Genomic DNA, 23,012 nt, shown 5'->3' with positions numbered 1-23,012 from the left:
GAGCATGGCCTGGGCTTCGCCCAGGTTCGCGGGCGCGCCCGCTCCCACAGTGTTCCTTCACCAGACTCAAGGCAAATTCCGGGCAAAAAAAACCCCGGACTTCGTATGGGGAGGGAGAAGTTCGGGGTCCAAGTCCGGACCGCTAGGGCGGGGTCCAGATATCTGCCAACACTTAACACAACATAGGAGCATCGAAAGGCTTCACCAGCCATTCAGTTACTCTGAGTTCCGCTTCACCGGTTAAGTTCCAAAGCCCTGAAAACTATTTGCGATAGTTTCATGAAACCTCAGCACCACTGGCACTGAGCGGAGCCAGGACCCGCGTCCCCATGTCACGGATCCTGCCCAGCTTTCCCCGCTCGATCAGTGAGCTTCGTCCCAGTTCGCACCAATTCCTGCCTCGACCAGCAGCGGCACATCCAGCTGCGCAGCCCGGCTCATGTGCTGGCGAATTTCATCTTTCACCTGCGCCACCAGGTCCTCGCGCACTTCCAGCACCAGTTCATCGTGTACCTGCAGGATCACCCGGGCATCCAGCCCGCTCTCGGTCAGCCAGTTATCCACATTGACCATGGCCCGCTTGATGATGTCAGCCGCCGTGCCCTGCATCGGCGCGTTGATCGCCGTGCGCTCGGCGCCTTTGCGCAGGGCCGGGTTCTTGGCATTGATATCCGGCAGGTACAGGCGGCGGCCAAACAGGGTTTCGACAAAGCCTTGCTCCGCCGCCTGGGCGCGAGTGCGCTCCATGTAGGCCAGCACGCCCGGGTAGCGAGCAAAATAGCGGTCAATGTAGTCCTGCGACTGCTTGCGGTCGACGCCGATCTGCTTGGCCAGGCCAAAGGCGCTCATGCCGTAGATCAGGCCGAAGTTGATGGCCTTGGCGCTACGGCGCTGGTCAGTGGTGACGTCGGCCAACGCCACGCCGAACACTTCCGCCGCCGTGGCACGGTGCACGTCCAGGTCATTGCGGAACGCATGCAGCAACCCTTCGTCCTTGGCCAGGTGGGCCATGATGCGCAACTCGATCTGCGAGTAGTCCGCCGCCAGCAGCTTGTAGCCCGGGCTGGCAATGAAGGCCTGACGGATGCGCCGGCCTTCGGCAGTACGGATCGGGATGTTCTGCAGGTTCGGATCGCTCGACGACAGCCGGCCGGTGGCCGCCACCGCCTGCTGGTAGGAGGTGTGGATACGCCCGGTGCGCGGGTTGATCTGCCCCGGCAGCTTGTCGGTGTAGGTGCTCTTGAGCTTGCTCAGGCTGCGGTACTGCATCAGTACCTCCGGCAACGGGTAGCCTTGCTCGGCCAGTTCGTCGAGCACCGCTTCTGCCGTGGATGGCTGGCCCTTGGTGGTCTTGCTCAGCACCGGCATGCCCAGCTTGTCGTAGAGGATCGCGCCCAGCTGCTTGGGCGAGCCAAGGTTGAACTCCTCTCCGGCCAGCTCATAGGCACGCTGCTCCAGCTCGGCCATCTTCACCCCCAGCTCACCGCTCTGCACCTGCAGCAGCGCGGCATCGACCAGCGCCCCTTGGCGCTCGATCTTGGCCAGCACCGGCACCAGCGGCATCTCGATGTCCATCAGCACCGGCTGCACGCTCGGCGTCTGCGCCAGGCGCGCCTGTAGCGCGTGGTGCAGGCGCAGGGTGATGTCGGCGTCTTCGGCGGCGTAGGGGCCGGCCTTGTCCAGGTGGATCTGGTTGAACGTCAGCTGCTTTGCGCCCTTGCCGGCGATGTCCTCGAAGGCGATGGTGGTGTGGTCGAGGTACTTCTGCGCCAGGCTGTCCATGTCGTGACGGGTGGCGGTGGAGTTCAGCACGTACGACTCGAGCATGGTGTCGTAGGCCACGCCGCGCATTTCGATGGCGGGGGAGCCGTTGGCGAGGATGTTGATGTCGTACTTGGCGTTCTGCCCGACCTTGGCCTTGGCCGGGTCTTCCAGCAGCGGCTTCAGCGCCAGCAGTACGGCGGCGCGGTCCAGTTGAACCGGCGCCCCTTCATAGTCATGGGCCAGCGGCACATAGGCCGCTTCATGGGGATCGACAGAGAACGACAGGCCGACCAGCTGCGCCTGTTGGGCGTCCAGGCCGGTGGTCTCGGTGTCGAAGGCGAACAGTGGCGCCTGGCGCAGCTTCTCCAGCCAGAAGTCGAAACGGGCCTGGTCGAGGATGGTTTCGTACCTGGGCTCGACCTTGGCCGCCGGCTCCGCGACCGGCGCGATGTCGTCACCGGCCTTGGCCGCGTCGCGCTGCACCTCGGCGACCCAGCTCTTGAACTCCATCTCGGTGTACAGCGCCAGCAACGCTTCACGGTCCGGCTCGCCGCACACCAGGGCATCTACTTCGATGTCCAGGGGCACATCGACCTTGATGGTAGCCAGCTCATAGGACAGGAACGCCGCGTCGCGGTGCTCCTCCAGCTTGGCCGGCAGGGTCTTGGCACCACGAATGGCCAGCGTCGGGACCTTGTCCAGGTTGGCGTACAGGTCACTGAGGCCGCCGCCGATGCCGGTCAGCAGGCCGACTGCGGTTTTTTCGCCCACACCCGGTACGCCGGGGATGTTGTCGACCTTGTCGCCCATCAGTGCCAGGAAGTCGATGATGTGTTCCGGGCCGACGCCAAATTTCTCGTGCACGCCGGCCACGTCCAGCACGCTTCCGGTCATGGTGTTGACCAAGGTAATGTGCCCGTCCACCAGCTGCGCCATGTCCTTGTCACCGGTCGAGATGATGACCGGCCGGCCCAGGGCCGCACTGCTGCGCGCCAGGGTGCCGATCACGTCGTCGGCCTCGACCCCTTCGACGCACAGCAGCGGGTAGCCCAGCGCCTTGACGCTGGCATGCAGCGGCTCGATCTGCACCCGCAGGTCGTCCGGCATGCTCGGGCGGTTAGCCTTGTATTCGGCGAACATGGCATCGCGGAAGGTACCGCCCTTGGCATCGAACACCACCGCGAACAGGCTGTCGGGGTATTGCTTGCGCAGGCTCTTGAGCATGTTCAGCACCCCCTTCACCGCGCCGGTCGGCATGCCCTTGGAGGTGGTCAGCGGCGGCAGCGCGTGAAAGGCGCGGTACAGGTAGGAGGAACCGTCCACCAGGACGAGGGGCGCTTGGCTCATGAGCAGAATCAACCTTTTCGACGGGTCCGGCGCTAGAATAGCCAGAATCATTGACGACAAAGGGACAAGGTTATCATGCGTACACTCAATCGCCTGTTACTGCTCGGTCTGTTGGCAACCATGCCAGTCGTCACCCTGGCGGCGGACGACGCCCCCTCGGCCGATCCCGAGGTGACCATTCGCACGGAAGGCGACAAAACCATCCAGGAGTACCGGCAGAACGGCTTCCTGTATGCGATCAAGATCACGCCGAAAAACGGCAAGCCTTATTTCCTGGTACGCGCCGATGGCTCTGATGGCAATTTCATTCGATCCGACCAGCCGGACATGCTGATTCCGTCCTGGAAGATCTTCGAGTGGTAATCTGACGCGCACCGTTCACATCAACCCGGCACTTCCCGGCGGAAGTGCCCGTATGGGCAAATTTTCATCATGTCAGTTTTCACCCCCGTGACCCGGCCTGAGCTGGAAACCTTTCTGGCGCCGTACGCGCTGGGTCGTCTGCTCGATTTCCAGGGCATCGCCGCCGGCACCGAGAACAGCAATTTCTTCGTCAGCCTCGAACAGGGGGAGTTCGTCCTGACGCTGATCGAGCGCGGGCCCAGCGAGGACATGCCGTTCTTCATCGAACTGCTCGACACCCTGCACGCTGCCGACATGCCAGTGCCCTACGCGATACGTGACCGCGACGGCAACGGCCTGCGCGAGCTGTGCGGCAAGCCGGCGCTGCTGCAGCCACGGCTGTCGGGCAAGCACATCAAGGCACCGAACGCCCAGCACTGCGCACAGGTTGGCGAACTGCTGGCGCACATTCACCTGGCCACCCGCGAGCACATCATCGAGCGCCGCACCGACCGCGGCCTGGACTGGATGCTGGCCTCGGGTGCCGAGCTGCTGCCGCGCCTTACCGCCGAGCAAGCCACGCTGCTGCAGCCGGCGCTGGATGAAATCAGCGCGCACAAGGCACAGATCCTTGCCCTGCCACGGGCCAACCTGCATGCCGACCTGTTCCGCGACAACGTGATGTTCGAAGGCACCCATCTGACCGGTGTGATCGACTTCTACAACGCCTGTTCCGGGCCGATGCTGTATGACATCGCCATCACCGTGAACGACTGGTGCCTGGATGAACACGGCGCGATCGATGTGCCGCGCGCCCAGGCACTGCTGGCGGCCTATGCGGCGCTGCGGCCGTTTACCGCGGCCGAGGCCGAGCTGTGGCCGGAGATGCTGCGCGTGGGTTGCGTGCGCTTCTGGCTGTCGCGCCTGATTGCGGCGGAATCGTTTGCCGGGATGGATGTGATGATCCATGACCCGAGCGAGTTCGAAGTGCGCCTGGCGCAGCGCCAGCAGGTGGCTTTGCACCTGCCCTTCGCCCTCTAGAGCGTGTCTGCTTCTTCGCGGGTAAACCCGCTCCCACAGGTACGGTGACAGGCGTGAGGCTGGCGCTATCCCTGTGGGAGCGGGTTTACCCGCGAAGAGGCCGGCACAGGCTTACAGCTGCTCCAGACACCCCACCAGGTCGCCACCCAGCTTCTCCAGCAAGCGTTCATAGCCCTTGCCATCCACCGGGTCGGTACCGCCCAGGGCATCCAGCTCGGCCAGGCGCACCGGCAGCCCTGCTGTCAGGGTCTCGGCCAGTCGCGGCCGCAGTGGCGGTTCGCTGAACACACAGGTCTTGCCTACTTCCTGCAGGCGCTTGCGCATGGCTGCCACGTGCTGCGCACCCGGTTGCACCTCGGACGCCACGCTGAACACCCCGGTGTGCTTCAGGCCATACTCGGCCTCGAAATAGTCGAACGCTTCGTGGAACACGAAGTACGGCTTGCCGGCAATCCCGGCCACCCGCGCCTTGATCCGCCCATCCAGTGCGTCCAGGCGTTCGTCGAAGGCCTTCAGGTTGCTCTGGTAGCGCGCCGCATTGGCCGGGTCGACCTGCGCCAGGTCAGCCGCCATTTTCGCCGCGATTACCCGCGCGTTGACCGACGATAGCCACAGATGCGCGTCCAGGCTGCCCGGGCGGTGGTCGTGGTCATGGTCGTCGTGGTCTTCTTCCTCATGGGAATGGCTGTCCTCGCCAAAGTGGCGCAGCTTCATGCCCGGCAGCGACTGCACGGCCACCGTGGGTTTGCTGCGATTGCCCAGTACCCGCGGCAGGAAGCCTTCCATGTCCGGGCCGATCCAGTACAGCAGGTCGGCATCACCCACTCGCCGAACGTCGGACGGGCGCAGTGCATAGTGATGCGGCGAAGCGCCCGGCGGCAGCAATACCTCCGGGCTGCCAACACCGTCCTGCACGGCGGCGGCAATCTGCTGCAGGGGTTTGATGCTGGTCAGCACGCGTACGTCGGCCTGGGCGGAAAATGCGATGAAAGCGACAAAAAGGACTAGGAATCGGGACACGGTGAATACTCGAGTCATCAGAAACAGGTAACATAATAACGTCTCCATCCAGAACCGTCGCTGCCCATGTCCATCACGCCGCTGGCCAACCGTCCTCACGATCACTCCCATTGCGTACACAGCGCACTGGCTGAAGCCGACGCCTTGTGCACCCGCCAGGGCTTGCGCCTGACCGCGCTGCGTCGTCGAGTGCTGGAACTGGTGTGGCAAAGCCACAAGCCGCTGGGCGCCTACGACATCCTCGCCGTGCTCAGTGAGCAGGACGGCCGCCGCGCCGCGCCACCCACGGTATACCGCGCCCTGGACTTCCTGCTGGAAAACGGCCTGGTGCACCGCATCGCCTCGCTCAACGCCTTCATCGGCTGCAGCCACCCGGAACACCTGCACCAGGGCCAGTTCCTGATCTGCCGGGCCTGCCATGTGGCCATCGAGCTGGAACAGGAGAGCATCAGCGAAGCCATCATCAGCAGCGCCAAGGGCGTGGGCTTCACGGTCGAGACCCAGACGGTGGAAGTGGTTGGCCTGTGCAGCAATTGCCGGAGCGCGGCATGAGCGATGCACTGATCCGCCTGGAGCAGGTCGGCGTCACCTTCGGCGGCGAGGCGGTGCTCGACAGCATCGACCTGTCGGTCGCACCCGGCCAGATCGTCACCCTGATCGGCCCGAACGGGGCGGGCAAGACCACCCTGGTGCGCGCCGTGCTCGGTCTGCTCAAGCCGCACCGCGGCAAGGTATGGCGCAAGCCGAAACTGCGCATTGGCTACATGCCGCAAAAGATCCAGGTCGATGCCACGCTGCCGCTGTCGGTGCTGCGCTTCCTGCGCCTGGTGCCCGGTGTAGACCGTGCGGCAGCCCTGGCGGCGTTGCAGGAGGTAGGCGCCGAACAGGTCATCGACAGCCCGATCCAGACCATTTCCGGCGGTGAGATGCAGCGCGTGCTGCTGGCCCGCGCGCTGCTGCGCGAACCCCAGCTGCTGGTGCTCGACGAGCCGGTGCAAGGCGTTGACGTGGTCGGCCAGACTGAGCTGTACAACCTCATTACCCGCCTGCGCGACCGCCACGGTTGCGGCGTGCTGATGGTTTCCCACGACCTGCACCTGGTGATGAGCGCCACCGACCAAGTGGTGTGCCTGAACCGCCACGTGTGCTGCTCGGGCCACCCCGAGCAGGTCAGCGGCGACCCGGCATTCGTCGAGCTGTTCGGCCAGACCGCAGCACCGAGCCTGGCCATCTACCATCACCATCACGACCACAGCCACGACCTGCACGGCTCGGTGGTCGCCCCTGGCACCCATGTTCACGGAGCGCACTGCAAGCATGGCTGATTTTCTTCTCTACGCCCTGCTTGCCGGTTTGTCCCTGGCGCTGGTGGCCGGCCCACTGGGCTCCTTCGTGGTGTGGCGGCGCATGGCCTACTTTGGCGACACCCTGTCCCACGCCGCGCTGCTCGGCGTGGCCCTGGGCTTTGCCCTGGACGTCAGCCCGGCGCTGGCGGTAACCGTGGGCTGCCTGTTGCTGGCGATCTTGCTGGTGACCTTGCAACAACGCCAACCGCTGGCCTCCGACACCCTGCTCGGCATCCTCGCCCCCAGCACCTTGTCGCTGGGCCTGGTGGTGCTGAGCTTCATGCACGATGTGCGCATCGACCTGATGGCCTACCTGTTCGGCGACCTGCTGGCCATCAGCACCACCGACCTGGGCTGGATCCTCGGCGGCAGCGCGCTGGTCCTGCTGCTGCTCGCTGCGCTGTGGCGGCCTTTGCTGGCAGTCACCGTGCACGAGGAGCTGGCCATGGTCGAAGGCCTGCCGGTGGCCGGCCTGCGCATGGCGCTGATGCTGCTGATCGCGGTGGTGATTGCCGTGGCCATGAAGATCGTCGGCGTGTTGCTGATCACCTCGCTGCTGATCATCCCCGCTGCTGCGGCGCAGCGTCACGCCCGCTCTCCCGAGCAGATGGCCCTGGGCGCCAGCCTGCTGGGCGTGACCGCGGTATGCGGCGGCCTGGCCATGTCCTGGTTCAAGGACACCCCCGCCGGCCCGTCGATCGTGGTCTGCGCGGCAGTGCTATTCTTGCTGAGCCTGGCCCTGCCCAAACGCTGAAAAACAGGGCGCGTGAAGGCGCGCCCTGCAACCTTTTCGCACGTAAAGGGTCTGTAAGACTTGTTTTCGAGCGTGCGCACCTGGGTGTAGACTTGCTCGCTTTTTGCGCAAATAGAGAGTCGCAGGAATGAAGCCGTTCGCCTTCCGTTATCTGCTTGTTGCCGCGTTTTCCCTGTTCCTGGTCGCGTGTTCCAGCGCGCCGGTCGAACAGGCCACCGCACCTGCCCAAGCCGATGCCTGGCAGCAGTTGCAACAGAACATTGCCAGCAACGAGCTGGCCACCGCCGAGGACCAGCTGGCAGCCCTGCAAGCCCAGGCGCCCGATGACGCGCGCCTGGTGCAATACCAGCGCCAGCTCGCCGAAGCCTACCTGCAACGCAGCCAGATCTTCCTGCAAAAGGGTGATGTGAATGCTGCCGCCACCGCCCTGGCCCGTGCCCGCGCGCTGATGCCGCAGGCCCCGGCGGTGACCGGTGGCGATGCCGTGACCCAGGCGCGCAAGGCCGAGCTGGAGAAGGCGGAAGCGGCGTTGAAAGCGGCCGAGGCCAAGCCCAAGGCGCGCATCATCGACCCGTCCGCACCGAGCACCGTGGTGGCCTTGAAGACCACCGACAGCCGCGCCATGCGCCGCCAGCTGGATGACATTGCCGCCGATGTGGTGAGCTACCAGTGCGACGTGGTGTTCCAGGTGCCGCGCACCGAGGATGCGCCTTGGCTGAAGACCTTGCTGGAGAAGCGCGTGCGCAAGATCGACAGCGGGTTCGAGTTGAAGCAGAAGCACGAGATTCAGCGGTCGCTGCCGGCGCAGGTGGTTCTGGTTCCGCATCAGCGTTAAGAATCTGGGGGCGCTGCGCGCCCCTTTCGCGACACAAGGCCGCTCCTACAAGGGAATGCGATCTCCTGCAGGAGCGGCCTTGTGTCGCGATGGGCTGCAAAGCAGCCCCTTAGGCCGGCACAGCCTCCGCAGCCGCCTCCCGCTCCCACACTCGATGCCCTTCTACCGCTTTGACGAAGGCATCCACGGTCTTCTGCTCATCTCCCAGCAGCAACCCCTTGTCTTCTTTCAGCCCCAAGCTGCCCAAAAGCTCTTTGGTCAACACCATCGCCTTCAGGTGCTTGTAGCCCTCCAGCAGAAAATGCTTGGCCAAACCGCTGGCCGCCAGCGCATCGGTCGAAGCCTTGCCCCCAGGCACGACAATCCCGTCAAACATGATCGAGGGCATCCCTTCCATGGAAGCATCCACCGGTAGTTGCTTGCCGTCCGCAGCCTTCACCGGTGCTGAGGTCGGCCCAAGGAGCAATGGTCGGGCACTGTGTGCTTCCAGGGCTTTGACCAGCTTGTCCACGCTGCCAGCGTCTACGCCATCTGTCACCAGTACGGCGATCTTGCGGCCCTTGATGCCAACCGAGCCCGGGTGGTTCATCTGGCTCAGGGCAGGCGACTGCGCAAGCTGGCTACCCTTCACTTGCACCGTGCCTGCACTCGGCGCAGGCAAGCCGAGGTTGGCAGCCACCGCAGCCGCCAGCTTCAAGTCGATATTGGCAAGAATTTCATTCACTTCCCGAGCACGAATCGTCTCACGTTCCACTTTGCCCAGCTCAAAGCTGTAGGCCTTGATGATGTGCTGCTGCTCGGTCGGGCTCATGCTCTGGAAGAACAGCCGCGCCTGCGAGAAGTGGTCACCGAACGACTCGCTGCGCTGGCGGATCTTGTGCGCATCGATGCGTTCCTGAAAGCTCTCGAAACCACCATCCTGTGCGGCAGGTGGGGTTTCCTTTGGCCAGCCGCCATCGATGGAGTTTGGCTCGTAAGAAGCGCGCCCCTTGTGCACCACATGCTGATGCAGGGCGTCGCGCTGGTTGTTGTGATTGGGAGCGACGGGGCGGTTGACCGGGATCTGATGGAAGTTGGGCCCACCCAGGCGGCTAAGCTGGGTGTCGGTGTAGGAGAACAGCCGCCCCTGCAGCAACGGGTCGTTGGTAAAGTCGATGCCCGGTACGATATGGGCCGGGCAGAACGCCACCTGTTCCACTTCGGCGAAAAAGTTGTCCGGGTTGCGGTTCAGGACCATCTTGCCCAATGGTGTAACCGGCACCAACTCTTCCGGGATTATCTTGGTCGGGTCCAGCAGGTCGAAATCGAACCTGTGCTCGTCCGCTTCCGGCACGATCTGTACGCCCAGTTCCCATTCCGGGTAATCGCCGGTCTCGATAGCCTCCCACAAATCGCGTCGCTGGAAATCAGCGTCCTTGCCGGCCAGCTTCTGTGCTTCGTCCCATAGCAGGGAATGCACGCCCTGGCGCGGTTTCCAGTGGAACTTGACGAAACTGGCCACACCCTGGGCATTTATCAGGCGGAAGGTATGCACCCCGAAACCTTCCATCATCCGCAAGCTGCGCGGGATCGCACGGTCCGACATTGCCCACATGACCATATGGGCAGACTCCGGGACCAGCGAGACGAAATCCCAAAAGGTGTCATGGGCCGAGGCACCGGTCGGGATCTCGTTGTGCGGCTCCGGCTTTACTGCGTGGACAAAATCCGGGAATTTGATTGCATCCTGAATGAAGAACACCGGCATATTGTTGCCCACCAGATCGAAGTTGCCTTCGTCGGTGTAGAACTTGACCGCAAAACCCCGCACGTCGCGCACGGTATCGGCTGAGCCACGCGGGCCTTGCACCGTGGAAAATCGCACGAAAACGGGCGTGATTTTCTCCGGGTCCTGCAGGAAGCCAGCCTTGGTCAGCTCGGCGTGGTTGCCATAGCTCTGGAAATAGCCATGCGCTCCCGTCCCTCGCGCATGCACGATGCGCTCCGGGATGCGCTCGTGGTCAAAGTGCGTGATCTTCTCGCGCATGATGAAATCTTCGAGCAGCGAGGGGCCTCGGTCACCGGCCTTCAGTGTGTTCTGGTTGTCGGCGATGCGCACCCCCTGATTGGTACGCAACGCACGGCCTGTGGCATCGCTGCGGTCAGCCTCCAGGCTTTGCAACTTGGCGTTGGTATTGGCCCGGTCCGGGGTCTGGGTGCCGGCGGCCTCGCTGTGCTTTGGCGCGTCCGTGTTCTTGCTGGGCATGGTCGGCTCTCCTCATCAGTCTACAGGCGTGCCCGTTCGGGCTTGTTCAGGTAGTGACCGGAGCGCTTTGCCGAGCGTTCAATCAGAATTACCGGTTGTCGCGATATGCCCGAAGGATTGGTGCATTACGAAATAAATGCTAAGAACAGCTATGGGAAAAGGCTAAAATGCGCGACCCCAGCTAACCGCTGACCCAAATTCCATGCGCCCCACAAGGTTCGCTACGTGATCGAGTTCCAACAGGTACACAAGACCTACCGCGTCGCCGGTAGGGAAATCCCCGCACTGAATCCGACCAGCCTGACCATCGAAGATGGCCAGGTGTTCGGCCTGATCGGCCATTCCGGCGCCGGCAAGAGCACCATGCTGCGTCTGATCAACCGCCTGGAAGAGCCCTCCGGCGGCAAGATCATCGTAGATGGCGAAGACGTTACCGCGTTCAACGCCAGCCAGCTGCGCGGCTTCCGCCAGCAGGTCGGGATGATTTTCCAGCACTTCAACCTGCTGGCCTCCAAGACCGTCGCCGACAACGTCGCCCTGCCACTGACCCTGGCCGGCGAGCTGTCGCGCAGCGAAATCGACAAGCGCGTGACCGAGTTGCTGGCCCGTGTCGGCCTTTCCGACCATGCCAGAAAGTACCCGGCGCAGCTGTCTGGCGGCCAGAAGCAGCGCGTCGGCATCGCCCGCGCCCTGTCCACCAACCCGAAGATCCTGCTGTGCGACGAGGCCACCAGCGCCCTCGACCCGCAAACCACGGCCTCGGTCCTGCAATTGCTGGCCGAAATCAACCGTGAGCTGAAACTGACCATCGTGCTGATCACCCACGAAATGGACGTGATCCGCCGGGTCTGCGACCGCGTGGCAGTGATGGACGCGGGCCAGATCGTCGAACAAGGCTCGGTGGCCGAGGTGTTCCTGCACCCGCAGCACCCCACCACCAAGCGCTTCGTCCAGGAAGACGAGCAGGTCGACGAAGGCGAGCAGCGTGACGACTTCGCCCACGTACCAGGCCGTATCGTGCGCCTGACCTTCCAGGGCGACGCCACCTACGCGCCGCTGCTGGGCACCGTGGCCCGCGAAACCGGTGTGGACTACAGCATCCTCGCCGGGCGTATCGACCGCATCAAGGATGTCCCCTATGGCCAGCTCACCCTCGCCCTGATCGGCGGTGACATGGAAGCGGCGTTCGCCCGCTTCAAGGCAGCTGACGTACATATGGAGGTACTGCGTTGATGGACGCCCTGAATTTCTTCGCCAACGTCGACTGGGCCGAAATCTGGCTGGCCAGCGTCGATACCATGATCATGCTGTTCGGCTCGCTGTTCTTCACCGTGCTGCTGGGCCTGCCCCTGGGCGTGCTGCTGTTCCTCTGCGGGCCGCGGCAGATGTTCGAGCAAAAGGGCGTCTACGCGCTGCTGTCGCTGATCGTCAACGTCCTGCGCTCGCTGCCGTTCATCATCCTGCTGATCGTGATGATCCCGATCACCGTGCTGATCACCGGCACTTCGCTGGGCGTCGCCGGCGCCATTCCGCCGTTGGTGGTAGGTGCCACACCGTTCTTCGCGCGCCTGGTGGAAACCGCCCTGCGTGAAGTGGACCGCGGCATTATCGAAGCCACCCAGTCGATGGGCGCCACCACCCGCCAGATCATCACCAACGCGCTGCTGCCAGAAGCCCGCCCGGGCATCTTCGCGGCCATTACCGTAACCGCCATCACCCTGGTGTCGTACACCGCCATGGCCGGTGTGGTCGGTGCCGGCGGCCTGGGTGACCTGGCCATCCGTTTCGGCTACCAGCGTTTCCAGACCGACGTGATGGTCGTCACCGTGGTGCTGTTGCTGGTACTGGTTCAAGTCCTGCAGAGCGTGGGCGACAAACTGGTCGTGCATTTTTCCCGTAAGTAACCCCCGTTCGGGGGCCGTCGCGGCCCTCACAAGGAGTGATCAATGAAGAAGCTGCTTGCTGTTGTCGCCGCTGTCGCGGCCTTCTCGGCCCACGCCGAATCGCTGACTGTCGCCGCCACCCCGGTGCCGCACGCCGAAATCCTCAACTTCGTCAAACCTGCACTGGCGAAAGAGGGCGTGGAGCTGAAGGTCAAGGAATTCACCGACTACATCCAGCCGAACGTGCAGGTTGCCGAAAAGCGCCTGGACGCCAACTTCTTCCAGCACCAGCCGTACCTGGATGAGTTCAACAAGGCCAAGGGCACCAACCTGGTGAGCGTGGCTGGCGTGCACATCGAGCCGCTGGGCGTGTACTCGACCAAGATCAAGAAGCTGGACGAGCTGTCCTCCGGCGCCACCGTGGTCATCCCCAACGACGCCACCAACGGCGGCCGCGCGCTGCTGCTGCTGGACAAGGCCGGCGTGATCAAGCTCAAGGACAACAAGAACATCCTGGCCACCGTGAAGGATGTTGCCGAGAACCCGAAAAGCCTGAAGTTCCGTGAGCTGGAAGCAGCCACCATTCCACGCGTGCTGACCCAGGTCGATGCAGCCCTGATCAACACCAACTACGCGCTGGAAGCCAAGCTGAACCCGGAGAAAGACGCCCTGGTCATCGAAGGCAGCGACTCGCCTTACGTGAACATCCTGGTTGCCCGCCCGGACAACAAGGACTCGGACGCGATGAAGAAGCTGGCCGCTGCACTGCACTCGCCTGAGGTGAAGCAGTTCATCGTCGAGAAGTACAAAGGCGCTGTGGTGCCGGCGTTCTAAGCCGTCACATCGCGCTGGACTCTTCGCGGGTAAACCCGCTCCCACAGGGATAGCGCAAGGCTCACGGCCTACGCTGTACCTGTGGGAGCGGGTTTACCCGCGAAGCTTTTGGGGTTAACTCAATCCCGCTTCACAAGCCCGGGCAACTGCGCCACCAGCTTCTGGTTGTTGAACGGCGCCCGAATGAACCCGCGCTGACGCCCGTCCGGGCCCACAACCGCCAGGTTGCCGCTGTGATCCACGGTATACCCCGGCTTGCTGGTATCGGCCGGAATGAACGGAATGCTCAAGGCATTGGCCAGCTTCTGGGTATCCTCGATCGACCCCACCACCCCGACGAAATCCTTGTCGAAATAACCCAGGTACTGCTTCAGCTGGTTCGGCGTGTCGCGGTTCGGGTCTACGCTCACCAGCACCACCTGCAGCCGGTCGATGGCCTCCTTGGGCAACTCGCTCTTCACCTGGCGCAGCTGGGCCAGGGTGGTCGGGCAGATGTCCGGGCAGTAGGTATAACCGAAGAACAGCAGCGACCATTTGCCCTTCAGGTCATCCAGCTGCACCGGCTGGCCGTCCTGGTTGGTCATGGTCACGTCAGCCACGGTACGGCTCTGCGGCAGCAGGATGATGCCGGCATCGATCAGCTCGGTGGGGTTGGGCTGGTCGCGGCCATTGAGCACCTTGTTGACGGTCAGGCCCAGGATCAACGCGACCAGGGCAACGAGGATGAAGACGGTTTTCTGGGTTCGGGTCATAGGTTCAGCAACAGGTAGTGGTCGAGGAGCAACGCGATGAACAGCGCGAACAGGTACCCGATAGAGTACTTGAAGGTGCCGATCGCCGCGTGCGGCCGGCTGCCACGGTACAACACCCAGGCCCATTGCAGGAAGCGCAGGCCCAGCACCAGGGCGCAGGCCAGGTACAGCGGGCCGCTCATGTGGATGGCGTAGGGCAGCAGGCTCACCGCCAGCAATACCAGGGTGTACAGCAGGATATGCAGCTTGGTGTAGCGCTCGCCGTGGGTCACCGGCAGCATAGGGATATCGGCCTTGGCGTATTCCTCCCTGCGGTGAATGGCCAAGGCCCAGAAGTGTGGCGGGGTCCAGGCGAAGATGATCAGCACCAGCAGCAGGGGCTCGGCGCTGACATGGCCACTGACCGCCACCCAGCCCAGCAACGGCGGGGCGGCACCGGCCAGGCCACCGATGACGATATTCTGCGGCGTGGCACGCTTGAGAAAGCCGGTATAGAGCACCGCATAGCCGAGCAATGAGGCCAGCGTCAGCCAGGCGGTGAGGGAGTTGGTGAACACCAGCAGCAGGGCCATGCCCAGCAGCGCCAGCGCCAAGGCGAACAGCAGCGCCGGCAGCGGCTCGACCCGGCCTTGGGCCAGGGGCCGCTTGTGGGTACGCGCCATCAGTGCGTCGATGCGTCGGTCCACCACATGGTTGACCACCGCCGCGCCGCCTGCACACAAGCCAATGCCCAGGTTGCCGAACAGCAGCACGCTCCAGCTGACACCTGCACGGGTGGCCAGGAACATGCCCGCCAGCGAGGTGATCAGCATCAGCACCACCACCTTGGGCTTGGTCAGCTCCAGGTAATCACGCCAGCTGGCCCGCCGTGCGCTCAGAAGCGTCGCCACGAATCATTCCTCATGTGGTGGGAGATACCCACGCCAGCCACAGGTCGCAGGCGCCAGCCATGGCCGACACCCACGCGAACCTTGTCGACCACGCGGATGCGGTAGTTCACCAGCACCATGCTCAGCAACAACAGCGCCCCACCCGCGTTGTGTGCCACGGCCACGGCCAGCGGCAGGTGCAGCAGCACATTGCTGATGCCCAGGCCGACTTGCACCAGCAGCGCCAGCAGCACCAGCCGCGCCAGGCCAGGGAGGCCGCAGCGGTGCAGCTTCCAGCTGAGCATCAGCAGCACGCAGGTCACCAGCAATGCACCCAGGCGGTGGCTGATGTGGATGGCCGTGCGCGCATCACTGTCCAGCTGCCCGCCCAGGTAGTTGGGCCCGACGTGCTGGGTCAGGTGAAAACCGTTGCTGAAGTCCGCCGCCGGCCACCACTGGCCGTGGCAGGTGGGCAGGTCGATGCAGGCGACGGCCGCGTAGTTGGCACTGACCCAGCCGCCCAGGGCGATCTGGCCGATCACCACCAGCAAGGCCAGCGCGGCGATCCGGCGCAGGCTCAATGGCAGCTTGGGCAAGGGCGCAAAGGCCCGGGACAGACGCAGGGACAACAGGAACAACAGGCTCAGGGTAGTGAAGCCACCGAGTAGATGCGCGGTGACCACCTGCGGCCACAGCTTGAGGGTGACCGTCCACATGCCGAAGGCGGCCTGGGCCAGCACCACGCCCAGCAACAGCAAGGGCAGGCGATAAGGCTGGCCATCGCGTGTATGCCGGCGCAGCGCCTGCACGGCGAGCAGGGCTATGACCATCGCCAGGGTGCCGGCAAAGTAGCGGTGGACCATCTCGGCCCAGCCCTTGGCAGCTTCCACCGGGTGCTCGGGGAAATGCAGCTCGGCATGGGCCAGCTGCGCTTCGCTCTTGGGCACGCTGATGAAGCCGTAGCAACCCGGCCAGTCAGGGCAGCCGAGGCCGGCGTGGGTCAGGCGGGTATAGGCACCGAGCAGGACGACCAGCAGTGCCAGCAGGGTGGCGAACACAGCAAGGCGGAATCCGGGTCTGGCCATGGCAGGCTCCTAGCCAATGTTGGACAGCTTGAGCAGGTGGCGCAGGTCGTCCAGCACATGCTTGCCGTTGACCTTGGCGTCGTAGCGCAGCACCAGGTTGCCGTGCGGGTCGACGATCCACAGCTGCGGGCCGGCCTCACCGACCTGCTGCAGGTAGCGTTGCGCATCCAGCGGGTAGCGTTGCAGCTGCGGATACTCACGGCCAATCAGCGCCTGGTAGTCGGCGCTCAGCGGCTGGGCGGTCGCCAGCGCATGGCTGGCACGGCTGGCATCGCGGCCCAGACCAACCTGGATCTGCCGGGCCAGGTACACCAGGCGCTGGCAGTCCTCGGCACACACCTCGGGCGCGCTCACCAGCAGCTGCCAGTGCTCGTCCTGGCCTGCCACGCCGAGATCGGCGCGGCTTTCACCGTTGCCGATCATGGCGCCGTGGTAGCTGCGGCCTTCCGGCACCCAGAACTTGAGCTTGTACATGCTGGTGGCCAGGACCATCGGCCCGAGCACCACCAGCAGGATCAGGAAAAGCTGCAAACGCCCGCGGGCTCTGGGTTTGCTACGTTCAGGCACTTCCAGTGGAGTGGCGGTGGCCATGAGGTTTCTCCTTGTTGTGGTGCCAGCCGAAGTAGAGGTAGAGCAGTACCAAAGTGGTTGCCAGGGCGAACCATTGCACGGCGTAGCCCAGGTGTTTTTCCGGGCCCATGGCAACGACCGGCCAGTCCAGGCGATAGGTCGCCGGGCCGGGCTCCAGGCGCAGCTCATGGGCGAAGCCTTCGCGATCGAGCTGTTGCCATAGCTGGGCGGCATCCACGGCGGTCAGCAGGTGCGGCCACTGGCCGCCTGCAGGGTCGGGATGCAACTGGAATGTGCTGCCAGGCGCGACATATACCGAGGCATCCAGCGCCAACGCCTGGGCAGGGGTATCGAAATGCACAGGCACGCGGCGATCCGGCCAGGGTAGCCAGCCGCGGTTGACCAACAGCCACAGGCCGCTAGCCTGGTCGTGGAAGGGTTGCAGCAGCTCGACACCGGCCTGGCCATCGCGCATGCGGTTGTCCAGCAACAGGCTGTGCCCGGCGTCGAAGCGGCCATGGAGATGCACGCGGCGGAAGGCATTGTCCTGGTTCGCGGTCAGCTGGGCGGTGGCCAAGGGCGCTTCGATCCGCCGCTCGGCATAGGCGGCCAGCAGTACGCGCTTTTCCTCGGCACGGCCGAGTTGCCAGCAGCCAAGCGCGATCAACCCCGGCAGCAGCGCAAGCACCACCAGGGTTGGTACCCAGCCCGGACGAAACGGCCTCATCGGAGCCTCGCCGGGCCGATCGCTATACTTATCCACATCACCGCATCCCCCCGGAGTATCGCCATGCTCAAGGCCGCGATTGTCCTGATGCTGTTGGCCACGATTGCCAGCCTGTTCAGTGGCCTGGTGTTTCTGGTCAAGGACGATGAAAACTCGACCCGTTTGCTGAAAGCGCTGACCGTGCGGGTGACCCTGGCGGCCCTGACCATCGGCCTGGTGGCCTGGGGCTTCATCAGCGGTCAGCTCGTCTCGCACGCCCCCTTCTGAAGTTCTCACCTACCCCTGTGGGAGCGGGTTCTTTATTCACAACACATAGACAAAGATGAACAACCCCACCCACACCACATCGACGAAATGCCAGTACCAACTGGCCGCCTCGAAACCAAAGTGTTTCTCCGGGTTGAAATGCCCGCGCAAGATGCGCACGAACATCACGATCAGGATGATCGTGCCCAAGGTAACGTGGGCGCCGTGGAAGCCGGTTAGCATGAAGAACGTCGCGCCATAGATCCCCGATCCCAGGGTCAACCCCAGCTTGGTATAGGCCTCGTGGTACTCGTAGGCCTGCAACGCGATGAAGCTGGCGCCCAGGATGATGGTCAGCGCCATCCAGAATTTCAGCGGGCCACGGTGGTCACGGCGCAGGGCATGGTGGGCGATGGTGATGGTCACGCTGGAACTGACCAGCAAGATGGTGTTGATCAGCGGCAGGTGCCACGGGTCGATCACTTCCTTGGGCGGCGGGAACAGTTTCGGGTCGGGCGTGTGCAGCAGCGGCCAGGTGAATTCGAAGGTCGGCCACAACATGTGCGCAACACCCTTGGCCCCTTCACCGCCAAGCCACGGCCCGGCCAGCACGCGCACGTAGAACAGCGCACCGAAGAAGGCCAGGAAGAACATCACCTCGGAGAAGATGAACCAGCTCATGCCCCAGCGGAACGAGCGGTCCAGCTGCGGGCTGTACAGCCCCGCGCGGCTCTCCCGTACCACCGAACCGAACCAGCCGAACAGCATGTAGGCCAGGAACAACGCGCCGATGAAGAAGATCAGCGGCCCGTGCGACTCGGGATGGCCAGCCTTCATGTCGTTGAACCAGGTACCCAGGCCGAACACCGTGATGAACATGCCGATGGTGGCGATGATCGGCCACTTGCTCTGCGCCGGGACGTAGTAGTGCTCATGACTTGCCATTGCTGTTCTCCTTCCCTTAACGGGCGCCCTGGACGTCCTGGGCCGCGACATGCGCGACCGGCGGGTGGCGAGCGGTGATGTCGAACAAGGTGTAGGCCAGTGTCAGGTGCTTCACGCTGGCCGGCAGGTCGCGGTCGACGATGAAGCGCACCGGCATCTCGATGCGTTCGCCGGGCTGCAGCACCTGCTGGGTAAAGCAGAAGCACTCGGTCTTGTGGAAGTACGCCGCGGCCTCGGCCGGGGTGATGCTGGGGATGGCTTGCGCACTCATCGGCCGGTCGGTCGGGTTGTGAGCGATGAAGATCATCTGGTTCACCGCCCCCGGGTTGACCTCCAACTGATCGGCGGTGGAGTAGAAGTCCCAGACCATGTCGCTGGCATTGGTCGACATGAACTGCACCCGCACCGACCGCGTGGGGTCGCTGATCTGGCTGCCTTCATACTGCCCACCGGTCTTGCCGTTGATACCGAAGGCCTTGCACATCACGTCATAGATAGGCACCAGGGCAAAGCCGAAGGCGAACATCACCACCGTCAGCATCAGCAGGCGCAACACCAGGCGCTTCAGCGAAAGGCCGTTCATGGCACGGTTCCTATTTCACTTCCGGTGGCGTCTGGAAGGTGTGATACGGCGCAGGCGAAGGGATCGACCACTCCAGGCCCTCGGCGCCATCCCAGGGCTTGGCCGGTGCCGGCGCGCCGCCACGAATACACTTGATGACGATGAACAGGAAGAAGATCTGCGTGGCGCCGAACATGAACGCGCCGATCGACGACACCATGTTGAAGTCTGCGAACTGCAGGTTGTAGTCGGGAATCCGCCGTGGCATGCCGGCCAACCCCACGAAGTGCATGGGGAAGAAGGCCATGTTCATGCCGACGAACGATAGCCAGAAGTGCAGCTTGCCGAGGGTTTCGTCGTACATGTGGCCGGTCCATTTCGGCAGCCAGTAGTAGGCCGAGGCGAAGATGCCGAAGATCGCCCCAGGCACCAGCACATAGTGGAAGTGCGCCACCACGAAGTAGGTGTCGTGGTACTGGAAGTCCGCCGGGGCGATCGCCAGCATCAGCCCGCTGAAACCGCCGATGGTGAACAGGATGACGAAGGCGATGGCGAACAGCATCGGCGTCTCGAAGGTCAGCGAGCCTTCCCACATGGTGCTGACCCAGTTGAACACCTTCACCCCGGTAGGCACGGCGATCAGCATGGTGGCGTACATGAAGAACAGCTCGCCGACCACCGGGATACCGACCACGAACATGTGGTGGGCCCAGACGATGAACGACAGGAAGGCGATGGCGCCGGTGGCGTACACCATCGAGGTATAGCCGAACAGTGGTTTGCGCGAGAACGCCGGGATGATCGAACTGACCGCGCCGAAGGCCGGCAGGATCATGATGTACACCTCGGGGTGGCCGAAGAACCAGAACACGTGCTGGAACAGCACCGGGTCACCACCGCCGGCGGCACTGAAGAAGCTGGTGCCGAAGTGGATGTCCATCAGCATCATGGTCACCACGCCAGCCAGCACCGGCATCACCGCAATCAGCAGGAACGCGGTAATCAGCCAGGTCCAGACGAACAGCGGCATCTTCATCAGGGTCATGCCCGGGGCACGCAGGTTGAGGATGGTGGCAATCACGTTGATCGCGCCCATGATCGAGCTGATGCCCATCAGGTGGATGGCAAAGATGAAGAAGGTGACGCTGGCCGGCGCATAGGTGGTGGACAGCGGGGCGTAGAAGGTCCAGCCGAAGTTGGGCCCGCCGCCCGGGCTGAACAGGGTCGAGACCAGCAGCAGGAAAGCCGCCGGCAGCAGCCAGAAGCTGAAGTTGTTCATCCGTGGCAGGGCCATGTCGGGCGCGCCGATCATCAGCGGGATCATCCAGTTGGCCAGGCCGACGAAGGCCGGCATCACCGCACCGAACACCATGATCAGGCCGTGCATGGTGGTCATCTGGTTGAAGAACTCCGGCTGGACGATTTGCAGGCCGGGCTGGAACAGCTCGGCGCGGATCACCATGGCGAACGAGCCACCGAGCAGGAACATCAGGAAGCTGAACCACAGGTACATCGTGCCGATGTCCTTGTGGTTGGTGGTCAGCACCCAGCGCATCAGGCCCTTGGCCGGGCCGTGTGCATGCTCATGGCCGTGGGCGTGGTCGTCGATCACTGCACTCATGTCCTGTCTCCTGCAATCCATTGATTGCCGCGAGTAACCCGGTTCATTGCGCTTCTGCCTGCTTCAGCGCCAGCACGTCCTTCGGCGTGACCATGTCACCCTTGTTGTTGCCCCAGGCGTTGCGCTCGTAGGTGACCACGGCGGCGATATCGACTTCCGAGAGCTGCTTGCCGAACGCGGCCATGGCGGTGCCGGGCTTGCCGTGGAAGACGATGCCCAGGTGGGCTTCCTTCGGCCCGGTGGCGATCTTCGAGCCCTTGAGCGCCGGGAACATTGGCGGCAGGCCCTGGCCTTCGGCCTGGTGACAGGCCACGCAGGTAGTGTGGTAGACCTTGTCACCACGTTCCACCAGTTCTTCCAGGGTCCATTCCTTGCTGGTCAGCTCCTTGAGCTTGGCAGCTTCAGCCTTGCGCTCGCCCAGCCAGGTGTCGTAGTCGGCCTTGGACTTGACCTCGACCACCACCGGCATGAAGCCGTGGTCCTTGCCGCACAGCTCGGTGCACTGGCCGCGGTAGATGCCTGGCTTCTCGATACGGGTCCAGGCTTCGTTGACGAAGCCGGGGATGGCATCACGCTTGACCGCGAAGGCCGGCACCCACCAGGAGTGGATGACGTCGGCAGCGGTCACCAGGAAGCGCACCTTGGCGCCCACCGGCAGCACCAGCGGCTGGTCGACTTCGAGCAGGTAGTGCTCGTCCTTGGGTGCCTTGTTATGGATCTGTTCGGTGGGGGTGGCCAGGTTGCTGAAGAACTCCACGTCCTGGCCCAGGTATTTGTAGTGCCACTTCCACTGGTAGCCGGTAACCTGGATATCGATGTCCGACTCGCTGGCATCGTAGATGTCGATCAGGGTCCTGGTGGCCGGGATGGCCATGGCCACCAGGATCAGGAAGGGGACCACGGTCCAGAGGATTTCCACCCAGGTGTGCTCGTGAAAATGCGCAGCCTGCTGGCCGGTGGAGCGGCGGTGGATGACCATCGACCAGAACATCGCACCGAACACCACGATACCGATGATCACGCAGATCCAGAAGATGGTCATGTGCAGGTCGAAGACGGCGTTGGAGACTTCCGTCGCCCCCGGGTGCATGTTCACGGTCCAGGCGGCGTTGGCCTGACCAAAAACCGACCACAACAGGAGGCCCATCCAGACATGTGGATGTCGCATCATTGCGGGTTCCCCTTCTCGTTCTTGTAGTCCCGGAGGCGTGGCCTGCGGCAAGAGGGAACGGTGGTCAAGACTGCCTGGCTTCGACGACCGAGCCCCTGCTAAAAGCAGTCGGGCCTCATCAACGAATCACGTTCACCGGGAGTATAGACAGCGACCAACGGCACGCAACGAAGCCCGTGAAATGAACTCGATGAAATGGCTGAATAGCCTGAAAACCGCGCGCTTGACACGGCATGGCACAATAATGGCGTTTCGATATGCCTGAGCATGCACACGTTTGCGCGACTTATAACAAATGCGTCTTAGGTATTCTGTATACCGAGCTAATTTAGTGTCTTCCGTTTGAAACGTAATGTCCCTGGAGTTGTCATGAACATCGCTGCTGTACGCGAGCAGGTAAGCCAAGCCCATCAACACGAAGGCCAGACCGGCCAACTGAAAAAGCGTCTCGAGCTGCAACTGCCCCACCTGCACCCCTCGATCCAACTGCCTGAGCAGGACGCCCAGGGTACTTTGGCGCGCTTCGTCAGCGCCTACATCGACCAGGTTCCGGAACTGCTGGAGGCCGCCCACGCGGTTGCCCGCGAGGCCGGGATCGAATCGCAGATCAAACCTGTACTGAAAATTGCCGAAGCCTACTTCCTGCAGCCACCCAGCGTGATGCAAGGGCATGTGGGCCTGGACTGCCTGCTGGATGAGGCCTACCTGGCGCACCGCCTGGTGGAAGAGGTGAACGACCTGTACATCCGTCACTTCCAGCAGCCGCTGATCCCGGTCGACACCACCGTCGCCAACCTGATTGCCCACCAGTTGATTGGCGAGACCTTTGCCAACCAGCTGGATGAAGTGGTGCACCATTCGGTGGACGAAATGTTGAACGACGAAAGCTTCGCGGTGGAGTCGGTGGAGGCCTACCGCGAGAAACTGAGCAGCCCGGAAACCGGTGCGGCGTGGAAGCGCTGGCCGTGCCTGTCTCGTCAGCTGGGTGTGGAGTTGGGCCAGCCGGCCTGATTTCCTGTCCCGGCCTCTTCGCGGGCACGCCCGCTCCCACAG

The 23,012-nt window shown here is 63.4% G+C and carries 23 protein-coding genes; 11 read left to right on the top strand and 12 right to left on the bottom strand.

Going from position 1 to position 23,012, the window contains the following annotated elements; translation table 11 throughout:
* Nucleotides 1-363 precede the first annotated feature (363 nt).
* Entirely contained in the window at nucleotides 364-3,111 is a 2,748-nt protein-coding gene (polA, locus tag J5M71_RS08715; protein ID WP_207831508.1) for a DNA polymerase I, read from the bottom strand.
* A 75-nt stretch (nucleotides 3,112-3,186) separates the two neighbouring features.
* Between polA and J5M71_RS08710 the strand changes: the two genes are divergently transcribed.
* Nucleotides 3,187-3,474, top strand: coding sequence for a DUF2782 domain-containing protein (locus tag J5M71_RS08710; protein WP_013970316.1), 288 nt, complete (start codon nucleotides 3,187-3,189; stop codon nucleotides 3,472-3,474).
* 69 nt (nucleotides 3,475-3,543) lie between these two features.
* A complete protein-coding gene (locus tag J5M71_RS08705; RefSeq protein WP_063912369.1) occupies nucleotides 3,544-4,494 on the top strand; it encodes a homoserine kinase in 951 nt (316 codons plus the stop codon).
* A gap of 111 nt (nucleotides 4,495-4,605) precedes the next feature.
* Here J5M71_RS08705 and J5M71_RS08700 read toward each other — a convergent pair whose 3' ends face one another.
* Entirely contained in the window at nucleotides 4,606-5,562 is a 957-nt protein-coding gene (locus J5M71_RS08700; RefSeq protein ID WP_207831505.1) for a zinc ABC transporter substrate-binding protein, read from the bottom strand.
* A gap of 18 nt (nucleotides 5,563-5,580) precedes the next feature.
* Here J5M71_RS08700 and zur point away from each other — a divergent pair, with 18 nt between their 5' ends.
* The 4 genes from zur (at nucleotide 5,581) to J5M71_RS08680 (ending at nucleotide 8,449) form a co-directional block, all read left to right on the top strand.
* Entirely contained in the window at nucleotides 5,581-6,066 is a 486-nt protein-coding gene (zur, locus tag J5M71_RS08695) for a zinc uptake transcriptional repressor Zur (protein WP_207831503.1), read from the top strand.
* Nucleotides 6,063-6,839 carry a zinc ABC transporter ATP-binding protein ZnuC gene (znuC, locus tag J5M71_RS08690; protein ID WP_207831501.1) on the top strand — a complete coding sequence of 259 codons (777 nt, stop codon included), beginning with the start codon at nucleotides 6,063-6,065 and terminating at the stop codon, nucleotides 6,837-6,839. The genes zur and znuC overlap by 4 nt, the downstream gene beginning before the upstream one ends.
* Nucleotides 6,832-7,614 carry a zinc ABC transporter permease subunit ZnuB gene (gene znuB / locus J5M71_RS08685; RefSeq protein WP_207831499.1) on the top strand — a complete coding sequence of 261 codons (783 nt, stop codon included), beginning with the start codon at nucleotides 6,832-6,834 and terminating at the stop codon, nucleotides 7,612-7,614. Before znuC ends, znuB begins: the two co-directional genes overlap by 8 nt.
* A 127-nt stretch (nucleotides 7,615-7,741) precedes the next feature.
* Entirely contained in the window at nucleotides 7,742-8,449 is a 708-nt protein-coding gene (locus tag J5M71_RS08680) for a PA5502 family lipoprotein (protein ID WP_207831497.1), read from the top strand.
* Between the two features lie 109 nt (nucleotides 8,450-8,558).
* On the opposite strand, the gene katE is transcribed toward J5M71_RS08680, so the two are convergent.
* Nucleotides 8,559-10,694, bottom strand: a complete 2,136-nt coding sequence (gene katE / locus J5M71_RS08675; protein ID WP_207831495.1) for a catalase HPII — start codon at nucleotides 10,692-10,694, stop codon at nucleotides 8,559-8,561.
* A gap of 225 nt (nucleotides 10,695-10,919) precedes the next feature.
* On the opposite strand from katE, the gene J5M71_RS08670 reads away from it, so the two are divergent.
* The 3 genes from J5M71_RS08670 to J5M71_RS08660 are packed head-to-tail and all read left to right on the top strand — an operon-like array spanning nucleotide 10,920 to nucleotide 13,411.
* On the top strand, nucleotides 10,920-11,927 hold the full coding sequence (locus tag J5M71_RS08670) for a methionine ABC transporter ATP-binding protein (RefSeq protein ID WP_003256960.1): 1,008 nt from the start codon (nucleotides 10,920-10,922) through the stop codon (nucleotides 11,925-11,927).
* Nucleotides 11,927-12,598 (top strand): methionine ABC transporter permease, encoded by a 672-nt coding sequence (locus J5M71_RS08665; RefSeq protein WP_063912363.1) that lies wholly within the window; start codon nucleotides 11,927-11,929, stop codon nucleotides 12,596-12,598. Before J5M71_RS08670 ends, J5M71_RS08665 begins: the two co-directional genes overlap by 1 nt.
* A 42-nt stretch (nucleotides 12,599-12,640) precedes the next feature.
* Nucleotides 12,641-13,411 (top strand): MetQ/NlpA family ABC transporter substrate-binding protein, encoded by a 771-nt coding sequence (locus J5M71_RS08660; RefSeq protein WP_063912362.1) that lies wholly within the window; start codon nucleotides 12,641-12,643, stop codon nucleotides 13,409-13,411.
* Nucleotides 13,412-13,530: 119 nt separating this feature from the next.
* On the opposite strand, the gene J5M71_RS08655 is transcribed toward J5M71_RS08660, so the two are convergent.
* The 5 genes from J5M71_RS08655 to J5M71_RS08635 are packed head-to-tail and all read right to left on the bottom strand — an operon-like array spanning nucleotide 13,531 to nucleotide 17,414.
* Nucleotides 13,531-14,163: an SCO family protein gene (locus J5M71_RS08655; RefSeq protein WP_207831493.1), complete on the bottom strand. Its 633-nt coding sequence runs from the start codon at nucleotides 14,161-14,163 to the stop codon at nucleotides 13,531-13,533.
* Nucleotides 14,160-15,053, bottom strand: a complete 894-nt coding sequence (gene cyoE / locus J5M71_RS08650) for a heme o synthase (RefSeq protein WP_207831491.1) — start codon at nucleotides 15,051-15,053, stop codon at nucleotides 14,160-14,162. The genes J5M71_RS08655 and cyoE overlap by 4 nt, the downstream gene beginning before the upstream one ends.
* Nucleotides 15,038-16,117 (bottom strand): COX15/CtaA family protein, encoded by a 1,080-nt coding sequence (locus J5M71_RS08645; protein ID WP_207831488.1) that lies wholly within the window; start codon nucleotides 16,115-16,117, stop codon nucleotides 15,038-15,040. The genes cyoE and J5M71_RS08645 overlap by 16 nt, the downstream gene beginning before the upstream one ends.
* A gap of 9 nt (nucleotides 16,118-16,126) precedes the next feature.
* Nucleotides 16,127-16,708 (bottom strand): hypothetical protein, encoded by a 582-nt coding sequence (locus J5M71_RS08640; RefSeq protein ID WP_207831486.1) that lies wholly within the window; start codon nucleotides 16,706-16,708, stop codon nucleotides 16,127-16,129.
* Nucleotides 16,677-17,414: an SURF1 family protein gene (locus tag J5M71_RS08635; RefSeq protein ID WP_207831484.1), complete on the bottom strand. Its 738-nt coding sequence runs from the start codon at nucleotides 17,412-17,414 to the stop codon at nucleotides 16,677-16,679. Before J5M71_RS08635 ends, J5M71_RS08640 begins: the two co-directional genes overlap by 32 nt.
* A gap of 63 nt (nucleotides 17,415-17,477) precedes the next feature.
* Here J5M71_RS08635 and J5M71_RS08630 point away from each other — a divergent pair, with 63 nt between their 5' ends.
* Nucleotides 17,478-17,681 carry a twin transmembrane helix small protein gene (locus tag J5M71_RS08630; RefSeq protein ID WP_003258925.1) on the top strand — a complete coding sequence of 68 codons (204 nt, stop codon included), beginning with the start codon at nucleotides 17,478-17,480 and terminating at the stop codon, nucleotides 17,679-17,681.
* Between the two features lie 36 nt (nucleotides 17,682-17,717).
* On the opposite strand, the gene J5M71_RS08625 is transcribed toward J5M71_RS08630, so the two are convergent.
* Genes J5M71_RS08625 through coxB form a run of 4 tightly spaced genes read right to left on the bottom strand, consistent with a single transcriptional unit; the run spans nucleotide 17,718 to nucleotide 21,959 of the window.
* The gene (locus J5M71_RS08625) at nucleotides 17,718-18,605 is read right to left on the bottom strand and encodes a cytochrome c oxidase subunit 3 (RefSeq protein ID WP_087501037.1); all 888 of its coding nucleotides are present in this window, start codon (nucleotides 18,603-18,605) and stop codon (nucleotides 17,718-17,720) included.
* Between the two features lie 16 nt (nucleotides 18,606-18,621).
* Nucleotides 18,622-19,188 carry a cytochrome c oxidase assembly protein gene (locus J5M71_RS08620; RefSeq protein ID WP_063912355.1) on the bottom strand — a complete coding sequence of 189 codons (567 nt, stop codon included), beginning with the start codon at nucleotides 19,186-19,188 and terminating at the stop codon, nucleotides 18,622-18,624.
* 10 nt (nucleotides 19,189-19,198) lie between these two features.
* A complete protein-coding gene (ctaD, locus tag J5M71_RS08615; protein WP_207831482.1) occupies nucleotides 19,199-20,788 on the bottom strand; it encodes a cytochrome c oxidase subunit I in 1,590 nt (529 codons plus the stop codon).
* Between the two features lie 43 nt (nucleotides 20,789-20,831).
* Nucleotides 20,832-21,959, bottom strand: coding sequence for a cytochrome c oxidase subunit II (coxB, locus tag J5M71_RS08610; RefSeq protein WP_207831480.1), 1,128 nt, complete (start codon nucleotides 21,957-21,959; stop codon nucleotides 20,832-20,834).
* Nucleotides 21,960-22,328: 369 nt separating this feature from the next.
* Here coxB and J5M71_RS08605 point away from each other — a divergent pair, with 369 nt between their 5' ends.
* Nucleotides 22,329-22,970 (top strand): hypothetical protein, encoded by a 642-nt coding sequence (locus J5M71_RS08605; protein ID WP_207831478.1) that lies wholly within the window; start codon nucleotides 22,329-22,331, stop codon nucleotides 22,968-22,970.
* Nucleotides 22,971-23,012: the final 42 nt, after the last annotated feature.

Origin of the sequence: Pseudomonas sp. 43(2021) (genome assembly GCF_017490805.1) — a bacterium.
Taxonomy (GTDB): domain Bacteria; phylum Pseudomonadota; class Gammaproteobacteria; order Pseudomonadales; family Pseudomonadaceae; genus Aquipseudomonas.
This window is presented reverse-complemented; position numbering and strand designations above follow the sequence as displayed.